The organism is Colwellia ponticola, from assembly GCF_005885605.1.
Taxonomy (GTDB): domain Bacteria; phylum Pseudomonadota; class Gammaproteobacteria; order Enterobacterales; family Alteromonadaceae; genus Colwellia; species Colwellia ponticola.
In genome coordinates, this window is sequence record NZ_SZVP01000012.1 from 100,064 (window position 1) to 112,234 (window position 12,171).

Sequence of the window (12,171 nt, forward strand, 5' to 3'; positions counted from 1 at the left end):
TTAGTTACATCGGTTTTTCCTTTGAGTAACGCGCAGTAAACACAAAACATCAGTAGAGAACAGTAAATGCCTTGGATACAACTTAGATTAAGTGCTAATGAAGATAACGCGGAAAAATACAGTGACTGGCTCTCAGCTTGCGGTTCACAAGCGGTTACCTTTGTTGATGCACAAGATACACCTATATATGAACCACTACCAGGTGATGATGTTATTTACTGGTCTAGCACTGTGGTTATGGGCTTATTTGAAGCCAACCATGATATGGATAAAGTGATTAGTTATTTGCAAAGCATTCATCCTGATAAAGAAAACATGCTTTATAAGCTAGAGCAACTAGAAGATAAAGACTGGGAACGTGAATGGATGGATAACTTTCATCCGATGAAGTTCGGTGAACGCCTATGGATTTGTCCTAGCTGGCGCGATGTGCCAGAGCCTGATGCGGTAAATGTTATGTTAGATCCAGGTCTAGCGTTTGGTACAGGTACTCACCCAACTACAGCACTATGTTTAACGTGGTTAGACGGTTTAGATTTACAAGATAAAACCGTAGTCGATTTTGGTTGTGGCTCCGGTATTTTATCACTTGCCGCGCTTAAGCTCGGTGCTAAGAAAGTCATTGGTATTGATATTGACCCACAAGCACTACAAGCAAGTCTTGCGAATGCTGAGCGAAACAATGTCGCTGATAGGCTTGAGTTATACTTACCTAAAGATCAACCAGCATTTAAAGCTGACGTTGTTGTAGCAAATATTCTTGCAGGTCCATTACGTGAGTTAGCACCAACTATTATGGAGTTTGTTGGTGATAAAGGCTTAATAGCATTATCTGGTGTATTAGAAGAGCAGGCTGAAACGTTACAAACAATGTACGGGCAATGGTGTGATATGGAGCCAGTAAGTGTACAAGAAGAATGGGTTCGTTTAAACGGTCAACGTAAGTCAACTTAGCTAACTACATGTCGTCTAGTCGTCTTGTCGCTATTTCAACTATTTTAATGCTATTTTGCGACATTAACCCCCTAGGTATCATCCCCGAAGTGTCTATTCGGGGAGCCAGTTTCAGTGAATAGACCTATTTAATAAAAGCTATTTTCACCTTAAATTTTCAGCACAGTTAATGGTTGTAATACCATTAACTATCTAAGCTTTTTAATTTTTTGATTCGTTGATTTGAGATACATCAAAGGTAGTTACTCTATTACGTCCTGAGTTTTTTGAGACATAAGCTGCACTGTCAGCATCTGCTAATAGTTTTTCTAAATTATAGCCAGAACGCACTACATCGGTTACACCAAAGCTGGCCGTTATCGAAAACTCATACCCTGATTCTGCTGTAGTTATTGCTTCAATTGCTGCACGGCAAGCTTCAGCGCGTAGTATGGCTACATCAATATTACAACTTGGCAATAGTAAGCAAAACTCTTCGCCTCCTAAGCGGGCAAAAATATCATTTTTACGGCTAATATGCTTACAAGCATTAATCGTGGCTTTTAATGCCCAATCGCCACAAGCATGACCAAAAGTATCGTTAACTTTTTTAAAGTGATCTAAATCAAACATAATTAAACTTAAGGGTTGAATAGTGCTTTTACAATGTTCTAAGGCGCTTTGTGCCACGTGAGTAAAATGACCTCTATTATAAATACCCGTTAATGCATCATACTCCGCTAGCTCTTTTATGCGTTTATGTGCCTTTAACAATCGACCAAACCATAATATGAATAAGACCAATATCACTGCTAATATGGCCATCATTAACTGAACATTGGTCACTTTCGCTTTTGCTAAGGCTTGTTCACTGATCAGGAGAGCATTTTCCTTATTAAGTAGCTCAATCTTGGCTTTTTGTTCAAAAGATTTGTGCTCGGCAAGTTGAAAAGCAAGGTGTTTAGCTTTTTCTCCTTCAAGGTGGGCTTTTTCTATTTTGGCATATTTTTCAAAATAGCGTAAAGCGAGTGGGAAGTCCTGTTGTTTTTTAGCAACCTGATAAAGCAAAAAATAAGTGTCAACCCCTTGCAAAAGGTTAGTCATATTTTTGTTTACTGCTAAAGCTTCAGTCGTATAAACTTTCGTATTATCTACATCACCAAGTTGCCAATAAGCTTTCGCAATAACGTTAACAGTTTCGGCAATTAACATAGGGTATTGTGTTAAACGTATTTGCTCTAGATAACTCAAAATAAAGCTTAAAGCTTTATTAGGCATATCTTCTTGCAAAAATAGCTTAGTTTTATATATACGTACTATATTGGCATTAATCTTATTATTGGCACTGGTACATTTTTGGATTGTATCTTCTAACTCAGCAGCGTTTGACGTTAATTTATGGAGGTTAAACTTTGCTTCTAAGGTGAGTTGCCTTAACCAGCAATCATTTTTATCTGAGAGATTTCGCTTAGCAAGTAGATCGATATAGTTTAGTGCTAATGAATATTGTCCCATTTGATTATAAAAAATAATAGTGATGAGTAAGCCATTTTGATAGTGCTCATTATTATGAATGGTTGGTAAGGCATTAATGTTTTTAGTGACTTGTTCTAGCCCTTTTTGCCAATTTTTTGCCGGCATATAAATATTAATAAGTGCGTAATTAGCTCTAAACTTAAGTAAACTGCTAGCGTTTGAATGTAAGACTGCCTTGAGTTTATCTTCAGCTACATCATACTCACCAACAAATGTCAGATGATACGCATATAAAAGGTTTAAATATTGCTGTAGTTCAGTTGGTAGGTTTTTTTGTTGTGCTATTTCAAAAATTATTTCTTTAAATAGTGTTGGGTTACTGCGTCTATATTTATCTGCAAGAGTTAATTTTTTTGATATTTCCTCTATAGAGAGTGTACCTTTAGTAACGTTTTGTTGTTGTATTTGAAATGCTTGTGCTGTTTTAAACGTAAGAGAGATAGGAATTAATAACAGCACAATAAGGCTATATTGAGTAAAATAGTCGAATATTGTGCTATTTTTTTTCATTAAAGTAATTCTTTTAGAAGCTAGAAGCTAGAAGCTAGAAGCTTATTAATTGACTCATTATCACTTTCTTGATTATCGTCCTCTTGTTGATCATCTTCTGTGGGGAGTACTTGAGAGTAAGATATGATTTTAGGTAAATCAGCAATCGTTTCAGCTAACTTATCAGCATTTTTTTCTGTAATAGCTTGCTGTTGTTCGGTAGTTATTTCAGCAGTCGTTAAAAAAGTAGTCATATTTTCTTTGTTAACTAAATAAGCATCAGTAGCCATCGTCTCTAATACTTGAATTACTTTATTCATCGCTTTGTACTCCGTTATTATTATTAATTAAATTTTTTGGGGGAGGGTTCTATATTTTCTTTATTGGGACAACCTCTTAGATAGTTATAAAACTAAACTAAACTAAACTAAACTTGGGTCTATTATTCTGTTTAACTTCACGTTTGTCTATGTCGGCTAATAGTGCTAATACTTTATCATTAGGTTGCATTTTTTCACTGGGCGGTATCACCAAGGTCGTATGCATAAATAATTCAGCATCGATTAGCTCAGATAAGTGAATTTTATCAGCACGCATGGTATCGATGGCAATCCCTTTAGCTTGATACAATATCACTTGATGATCGCTAGGATAGTGTTCTAATAATAAATCAACCAACACTTGGCGATAAGCACGTCCGGTTGAAAACTTAGCGAATGACTGATCACCGGCTAACGCCACTTGCCACAATATTAAAAAGGCAGAATTATCAATATTACGCTTATAAAACATAAACTGGCTAGTTTCAAAGTGGCTACAGCCTGTTCTACCAGGATCTATTCCTAAGTCAGCATATAAACAATCTTCAGCAGATATGCCGGGTTCCATAGTAGCAGGTAGCTCTTCAATTTTTGCTTTTTTTATGGCTCGATGACTAATACAAGCAAATACACCTGGGTGACCATAAAAAGCAGCAACCACTTTTTTACCTGCGCGTACTTCAGTTAGTATGGCTTCAACCATTTCGTTGTAAGTAATATTACGATTTTTACCTTCTTGGTAAAAAGGTTGTAAACTACGTACATCATTACTCATTGCTTCTAACCACTTTTCTGCAAAGCCGTTTGCCATTAGTGAAAAAACCACTTCAGCTTGTTCAATATGACTTCTTGCAATGGGACTAATATGCGCTCCTAAGGTCACACCAGTACCTACACACACTAAGCTACCTGACATTTTCTATTACTCTACTATTTTATAGGTTAAATACGCTGCCATATCTGAGTTTTAATGTCAAAAGATCAGGCTTTATCTTGCTAGCTAACATGCCAGAAAAGTGTTATCGGTTACAGTTGATAATTTAACTGTACGTTTTATGAATAAGCTCATGTTATCTCATTAGTAAACGTGGCAAATAAATTTTTTTTGCCACAAGCATTTAACGGCATACTGGTAACAATTCTCGGGGTTATCATCTTGTAATGTGCGGTTATAAATAAACCCTAGCTTTTTAACAAAACGTTTTGTAGCTAAGTTTTTACTAGCATAAAAGGCATTAATTTTATCAAAGTAAAGATAAGTAAAACCGTATTCCATTAACGCACCCATCGCTTCTTCGGGGAATAATTTACCGTTGGCTTTGGGACAGAGCACTATGCCTATCTCAGCTTGTTTCGTTTCATTCATCGCTGTTTGGTTCATGATTTTGGCATTGTGTGGTCTCATCAAAAATGAAAAGGTTTGAGTGCCGATAATCGAGTTACTGCTTTTACACACTATGGCCCAAGTGATAACTGATTTTTTGCCAGCACTGATTGCGCGTTGATTTGCTTTGAGCGAATGAAAAAAGGCTTTATTCGCTTCTATTGGAGTTAATGCTCCGCCATTATGACGCATGACTTTTGCATTACTGTATTGTCGAGAAAAAAAGTGCTCATCTTCTTTCGCCAAGGGTCTTATTAATAATCGCTGTGTAGTAAAACTATGCACCCGTATTGCTCCTTTTATACCTATATCATTAATTAATGATATAGGTATTAATAAATTTAACAGTATTGAGTTTTAGTGCTTTTATATAGTTGTCATCAGTATTAATTTTGATAAGGAGACTATAGCGAGGTTACTTAGCCATACTAAGCAAATATTTTTTCAACCAATAATAAAGTCTCCCCTACAATATTTCTTAAACACAGCTGCTAAGTGTCACCCCTCAAAGTGTCTAACTGGTGAATCTGCTTTTTTTACTTTACCGTAGTTATAGGCATTATTTACACTAAGTTTTGCTGTTTTTGCTATCGTCTTTTTTATCGTGTTTGTCAACTAATTTATCAAGCATTTGTACGTTTTGTACGCACATTTATACTTTAATAAATGTCAATATCAAAAAGGTGAAAAAAACTAAATATTGTTCAAATTATATGCTTTCCAATTGAAAAAAAAACGCGTAAACTTAGCGCCCTTTTGAAAGGTAGCTCAAAAAAACAGCAGTATGAAAATAGGTACATATCAACTTAACTCTCAGGTCATACTTGCTCCCATGGCAGGCATAACAGATCAACCTTTTCGGCAACTATGCTGTCAATTAGGTGCGGGTTTGGCAGTATCTGAAATGCTTTCGTCAAATCCGAAAGTATGGAACACCGAAAAGTCTAAACTGAGAATGTTACATGGCGATTCAGTAGATATTCGTAGTGTACAAATTGCTGGCAGTTGTCCTGATGAGTTAGCGTTTGCTGCCAAAGTAAATGCTGATAACGGTGCACAAATTATTGATATCAATATGGGCTGCCCAGCAAAAAAAGTAAATAAAAAATTAGCGGGTTCTGCTTTATTAAAAGAACCAGCATTGGTTGAGCGTATCGTTCAGTCGGTGGTAAAAGCGGTAAATATTCCGGTTACGCTAAAAATTCGCACAGGATGGTGTGAAGATACTCGTAATGGTATTGAAATAGCGAAAATAGCTCAAGATAGTGGTATAGCATCACTCGCAGTGCATGGTCGTACTCGTAATGACTTTTATAAAGGCAATGCAGAATACGACACCATTAAGGCAATAAAATCAGCTATTTCAATTCCTGTAGTGGCAAACGGTGATATTACTTCACCTGAAAAAGCATTACAGGTGTTAACCCATACGGGGGCAGACGCTATCATGATTGGTCGTGGCGCACAGGGTCGTCCGTGGATTTTTAGAGAAATTAATCATTTCTTGGCAACGGGCAACAAAATGCTCGCACCGACATTAAACGAAGTTCGTTTAATTATACTCAATCATGTTATGGCGTTACATCAGTTTTATGGGGACTTCAAAGGAGTGATGATTGCCCGTAAACACGTGTCTTGGTACGTACAAAACTTGGTTGAAACTGGTGATGGTTTCAGTGCTGAGTTTGCGCTTGAACAAGGCAAAGCGTTTAGAGCTATTTTTAATGCTTTAACGTCTACCAATGAACAATTGATGATGTTAGAGAAATTTTTTGATGACTTTGCCGCTGGTTCTTTTAAGGGCTAAGCATAAGTTATTGTAGTTTTATTTTTATTTTAATTAACAAAAGAAAGAGTTATATCATATGTTCGAACAAAATGTTTCTTCTCCATTTATTACTGGCGATATTCAAACACAAACTAAAACATCTCCGTTACGTACTCAAGCTAAAATTGCAATCAGCAACTATTTATCACAGTTAAATGGTAACGATGTTGATGATATGTATGACCTGGTATTGAGCGAAATTGAAGCGCCAATGTTAGAAGAAGTTATGATGTATACTCGCGGTAACCAAACACGCGCAGCCAACTTGTTAGGCATTAATCGCGGTACGTTACGCAAAAAACTTAAAAAATACGGTATGAACTAAGCCAGTATTTATAGTAAAAAGCACCTTCGGGTGCTTTTTATGTTTATACCATGTGAAAAATATTTAGCCTAAGCAATATTTTCTAATAGGTAATGGTATTATACTATCCTCAATTTTCATGTAACCAGGCAAGTTAGCACTATCAATTAATGGAATAGTCTAGCAGTAAGTTATAACTACAAGGTAAATATATAAATGGATACTCCACGTCCAATTAAACGTGCACTATTAAGTGTTTCTGATAAAGCAGGTATTGTTGAGTTTGCTCGTCGCCTAAGCGAGAAAGGCGTTGATCTTCTTTCTACTGGCGGTACTGCAAAATTATTAACAGAAAATGGTATTAAAGTAACTGAGGTATCTGATTACACAGGTCACCCAGAAATTATGGATGGTCGTGTTAAAACATTACACCCTAAAGTACATGGCGGAATTTTAGCGCGTCGTGGTATTGATGAGACAGTAATGGCAGAAAACGACATCAGCGCAATTGATATGGTCGTGGTTAATTTGTACCCGTTTGCCAATGCAGTAAGTGATGAAAATTGTTCATTAGAAAATGCTATTGAGAATATTGATATTGGCGGTCCAACGATGGTTCGTGCTGCCGCTAAGAACCACAAAGACGTTACTATTGTCGTTAATGCTAGTGATTACGATCGTGTATTAACTGAATTAGACAATAATAATGATTCATTAACGTATAAAACCCGTTTTGATTTAGCTATTGCTGCTTATGAGCATACTGCTAGTTATGACGGCATGATTGCTAACTACTTTGGTAAAATGTTACCGGCGTATGGTGATACTGAATCTGAAGCCTCTTTTGACAACAAAGTTAAATTCCCACGTACTTTTAATAGCCAGTTCATTAAAACACAAGATTTACGTTACGGTGAAAACTCTCACCAAGACGCTGCTTTTTACAAAGAAGCAAATCCTGAAGAAGCTTCTGTTTCTACTGCAACACAATTACAAGGTAAAGCATTATCTTATAACAACATCGCTGATACTGATGCCGCATTAGAGTGTGTTAAAGAATTTGATGAACCTGCTTGTGTTATTGTGAAGCATGCTAATCCTTGTGGCGTGGCTATCGGTGATAATATTTTAGTAGCTTATGAAGGTGCTTATAAAACAGATCCTACCTCTGCTTTTGGTGGCATTATCGCGTTTAACCGTGAGTTAGATGCACAAACCGCAGAAGCTATTACTTCTCGTCAATTTGTTGAAGTCATTATTGCACCAAGCGTTTCAGATGCTGCTGCGCAAATTATTGCTGCTAAACCAAACCTACGTCTATTAGCATGTGGTCAATGGGACAATAAAACCACAGGTTTTGATTTTAAACGTGTTAATGGCGGTTTATTAGTTCAAGATACTGACCAAGGCAGCGTATCGAAAGATGACCTTAAAGTAGTGACTAAACGTCAACCTACCACAGAGGAGATGCGCGATTTACAATTCTGTTGGAAAGTAGCAAAATTTGTTAAATCTAACGCAATTGTTTACGTTAAAAACAGTGCCACTATTGGTGTTGGTGCTGGTCAAATGAGCCGTGTATATTCAGCGAAAGTTGCTGGTATTAAAGCGGCTGATGAAAACTTAGAAGTTAAAGGTTCTGTTATGGCTTCTGATGCTTTCTTCCCATTTCGCGATGGTTTAGATGCTGCCGCCGAAGCAGGTATTACTGCCGTAATTCAACCTGGTGGCTCAATGCGTGATGACGAAGTTATTGCCGCAGCAGATGAGCATAACATTGCTATGGTATTCACAGGTATGCGCCACTTTCGCCATTAACAAAAAAACTTGTCGCTAGAGAACACAAACTCTTCACGATAAGTACTCACGTATAGTTATACGCTGCGTGCTTATCATTTGACTTTGAACCCTCTAGCTTAAGGTTATCTGTTAATAGATTTATGAAGTCTTCGTTTTGCTATATTTAAAGGTATTAAGTACTCACTGAAACTCTTCAGCAGCATGACTTTTTCCTTAAAGTGAACAATTCAGTTTAAGAAAGCTTTATATGGGATGACGAAAATTATAAAAGCAGTGTTGATTTATTTACTTACAATGAAAATAAGTATGGTAATAAATCAACGCTGCTTGTTTGTTTTAAATCTGTTATAAATATCAGCGCCTATTAATACCATGCCGTTCTAAGTGGTCACTTCTTTATACGGAATGGTATAACACCTTAATTACTAATAATGCTTACAAGGAAAATAGTTATGACCATTAAAAAAAATGCACTGACCGCAATTGCTATCGCAGTAACGTTAAGTGGCAGTATATTAAGCTCATCTGCTATTGCGCATGAATCGCATATTCATGAAGCTAATGCCAACAAAAGCGCTTCAGTCAAGGCACTTGAAAATGCAGTATCAGGTGATCACCGCAGCGCTAAAAATAAGGCGCGCGATCAATACCGTCATCCCATTGAAACATTAACTTTTTTTGGCTTTCATTCCAATATGACCGTGGTTGAAATTACCCCAGGAGGTGGCTGGTACACAGAAATACTAGCAGCAGCATTAAAAGGGGAAGGTAAATTATACGGTGCTCATTATCCTGATACAGGCGAAGATAATTATTACAGTAATTCTCGAAAAGAATTAGAGAATAAACTTGCTTCAGATGCTGTCTTTAGTGAAGTTATGCTAACGAACTTTACGCCACGCGAAGAAAGCGAGCTAGCACCACAAGGCTCAGCCGATCTTGTGTTAACCTTTAGAAACTTACATAACTGGAAAGACGCTGGTGTAGAGCAAGTGTTTAAAGACGCTTTTAAGGCACTTAAGCCAGGTGGTGTTTTGGGGGTTGTTGAACACAGATTACCCGTTGGCATAAGTCCAGAAGAAGCAAGAGGCTATGTCTCTGAAGTGAAAACAATTAAACAAGTAAAAGCCGCAGGTTTTAGGTTTGAAGACTCAAGTGAAATTAATGCTAATAGCAAAGATTTAGCTATTTATCCTAAAGGAGTGTGGACATTACCACCGAGTTTAGCGCTTAAAGATAAAGACCGTGCAAAATATTTAGCGATCGGCGAAAGCGATCGTATGACCTTAAAATTTGTTAAACCAGGCAAATAAGCACTGATTTAATGTAAAAAATATACATAGGAAAAAACATATGAAAATTTTAGTTATTGGCGGCGGCGGTCGTGAACATGCATTAGCATGGAAAGCGGCTCAATCAAGCCAGGTTACTAAAGTGTTTGTTGCCCCAGGTAATGCGGGTACAGCAACAGAAGAAAAATTAGAAAATGTTGCTATTGATATTACTGATAATGCAGCCTTAGTTGCTTTTGCTCAAAAGGAAAATGTCGCCTTAACTATTGTTGGTCCAGAACAACCGCTTGTTGATGGTGTTGTTGATGCTTTTCAAGCACAAGGTTTAGCTATTTTTGGTCCAAGTGCTAAAGCGGCTCAACTTGAAGGTTCAAAATCTTTTACTAAAGACTTTTTAGCGCGTAATAAAATCCCTTCTGGCAGTTATGAAAAGTTCACCGAAGTTGAACCGGCATTAGCTTATGTACGTCAGCAGGGCGCACCTATTGTTGTTAAAGCCGATGGCTTAGCGGCAGGTAAAGGCGTTATTGTGGCATTAACACTAACAGAAGCTGAAGACGCTATTACAGATATGTTAGCGGGTAACGCTTTTGGTGATGCAGGACACCGTGTCGTCATTGAAGAGTTTCTTGAAGGTGAAGAAGCGAGCTTTATTGTTATGGTTGATGGTAAAAACGTTTTACCTATGGCAACCAGCCAAGATCATAAACGGGCACTAAATGGTGATTTAGGTCCTAACACTGGCGGCATGGGAGCTTATTCTCCTGCAGCAGTGGTTACCTCTGAAATTCATGACCGTATAATGGCCGAAGTGATTATGCCGACAGTACAAGGCATGGCTAACGAAGATGCGCCTTACAGTGGTTTTCTATACGCAGGTTTAATGATTGCAAGTGATGGTACGCCAAACGTTATTGAATATAATTGTCGTTTTGGTGATCCTGAAACACAGCCTATTATGATGCGCTTAAAGTCAGACTTAGTTGACTTGTGTTTAGCTGCTACGCGCGGTGAATTAGATAAAGTAACTATCGAGTTTGATAGTCGCGCAGCAGTAGGTGTGGTATTAGCAGCACAATCTTACCCTGCAGATTATCCTAAAGGAGATGTTATCTCTGGTTTAGATACTAACACCAATGTATCAGCCAAAATATTTCACGCAGGTACTACATTAAATGAGCAGGGTAATGTGATCACTAATGGTGGACGTGTACTCTGTGCTACGGCATTGGGTAATACAGTTACCACAGCTCAGCAGGCTGCTTATGAACTTTTACATCAAATTCATTGGAAAGGTGTAGAATTTAGAACGGATATCGCCTATCGCGCTATTAAACGCGAACAAGAAAATGCTTAAATGATCAGTTTATAAGTTATTGAACGTTTGTTGAGAATTTAAAATGAAAAAACCGACCTTAGCGTCGGTTTTTTATATTTGAATACAAATAAGCTAACAAACCTTATTTAATAGCCATGGCAATTAGTCGTATAGCTATGCCCAGAGGTAGTTTATTAGCCCTTAAGTGCAAGTGAAACACAACGTATTGGCATCAGTTACGCTCGATAATTTAGTAATGATCATTGAAGATCGTTTGTTTTTCTCTGTATATAGCCCAATAAGAAAGCGATATGTTCAATAAATACCCGAACAAACAAAAAGATTAAAATAGTACTTGATCGTTAAACAAAGATCTCTATAATGCGCTCCAGTTCCAAGGGGTTCACGCAAGATGAATCATCAACGAACTGTTTTACTAAGTTATCTACACGGTTTACCGTTTATTAGCTTAAGTTAACATCAAGTTTTAACGCTTTTAAAAACTTTTAAAAGAAACGAAATAAAGTGTTGACATTAAAACTCGGAAGCGTATGATACGCATCCTGCTTCGGGGCAACAGCAACGAGCGACGCTAGTTTAACTAGCTAAGATGATGAGCGAATGCGACTCGCATCTGATTTAAAGTTTACCTTAGGTAAAGCTTTAAATGTCTTCTTTAACAATTAGTTATCATGCAATTTGTGTGAGCACTCACATTACGCTGTTTTATAAGCTTCACTTTACTTTTACTAGTAAGGCAAGCAAAAACGCTTAATGAATGATGTTCATGCAAATAAATACACGTTATTTATCTTTAGTTAGGTAGGTAACGACTATGTAATGCGTTATCAAGTTTTCTTCGGAAAGTTTGGTATCACGACAGAATTCATTGAGCAGATGTTATCTTCGGATACATCACAAACGATTTTTAATTGAAGAGTTTGATCATGGCTCAGATTGAACGCTG

At 37.2% G+C, this 12,171-nt stretch carries 10 protein-coding genes; 6 read left to right on the top strand and 4 right to left on the bottom strand.

All coding sequences use genetic code 11. The annotated features are described in order from the left end of the window. Positions 1-66 precede the first annotated feature (66 nt). Positions 67-954 (top strand): 50S ribosomal protein L11 methyltransferase, encoded by an 888-nt coding sequence (gene prmA, locus FCS21_RS12290; protein ID WP_138623814.1) that lies wholly within the window; start codon positions 67-69, stop codon positions 952-954. Positions 955-1,155: 201 nt separating this feature from the next. On the opposite strand, the gene FCS21_RS12295 is transcribed toward prmA, so the two are convergent. From FCS21_RS12295 to FCS21_RS12310, 4 genes are all read right to left on the bottom strand, one after another. Beyond that, positions 1,156-2,979 carry a GGDEF domain-containing protein gene (locus FCS21_RS12295; protein ID WP_138623816.1) on the bottom strand — a complete coding sequence of 608 codons (1,824 nt, stop codon included), beginning with the start codon at positions 2,977-2,979 and terminating at the stop codon, positions 1,156-1,158. Between the two features lie 20 nt (positions 2,980-2,999). Continuing rightward, positions 3,000-3,278 (bottom strand): hypothetical protein, encoded by a 279-nt coding sequence (locus FCS21_RS12300; RefSeq protein WP_138623818.1) that lies wholly within the window; start codon positions 3,276-3,278, stop codon positions 3,000-3,002. Between the two features lie 97 nt (positions 3,279-3,375). After that, positions 3,376-4,194, bottom strand: coding sequence for an SAM-dependent methyltransferase (locus FCS21_RS12305; protein WP_138623820.1), 819 nt, complete (start codon positions 4,192-4,194; stop codon positions 3,376-3,378). A gap of 162 nt (positions 4,195-4,356) precedes the next feature. Further along, positions 4,357-4,947: a GNAT family N-acetyltransferase gene (locus FCS21_RS12310; RefSeq protein ID WP_171035698.1), complete on the bottom strand. Its 591-nt coding sequence runs from the start codon at positions 4,945-4,947 to the stop codon at positions 4,357-4,359. Positions 4,948-5,446: 499 nt separating this feature from the next. Here FCS21_RS12310 and dusB point away from each other — a divergent pair, with 499 nt between their 5' ends. The 5 genes from dusB to purD all read left to right on the top strand — a co-directional run bounded on the left by dusB (position 5,447) and on the right by purD (position 11,243). Beyond that, entirely contained in the window at positions 5,447-6,469 is a 1,023-nt protein-coding gene (dusB, locus tag FCS21_RS12315; RefSeq protein WP_138623824.1) for a tRNA dihydrouridine synthase DusB, read from the top strand. A gap of 58 nt (positions 6,470-6,527) precedes the next feature. Further along, complete coding sequence (fis, locus tag FCS21_RS12320) at positions 6,528-6,815, top strand: DNA-binding transcriptional regulator Fis (protein WP_101228723.1); 288 nt, start codon at positions 6,528-6,530, stop codon at positions 6,813-6,815. Between the two features lie 195 nt (positions 6,816-7,010). Then, positions 7,011-8,612: a bifunctional phosphoribosylaminoimidazolecarboxamide formyltransferase/IMP cyclohydrolase gene (purH, locus tag FCS21_RS12325; RefSeq protein WP_138623826.1), complete on the top strand. Its 1,602-nt coding sequence runs from the start codon at positions 7,011-7,013 to the stop codon at positions 8,610-8,612. Between the two features lie 434 nt (positions 8,613-9,046). Beyond that, entirely contained in the window at positions 9,047-9,907 is an 861-nt protein-coding gene (locus FCS21_RS12330; RefSeq protein ID WP_138623828.1) for a class I SAM-dependent methyltransferase, read from the top strand. 40 nt (positions 9,908-9,947) lie between these two features. Further along, complete coding sequence (gene purD, locus FCS21_RS12335; protein ID WP_138623830.1) at positions 9,948-11,243, top strand: phosphoribosylamine--glycine ligase; 1,296 nt, start codon at positions 9,948-9,950, stop codon at positions 11,241-11,243. Positions 11,244-12,171: the final 928 nt, after the last annotated feature.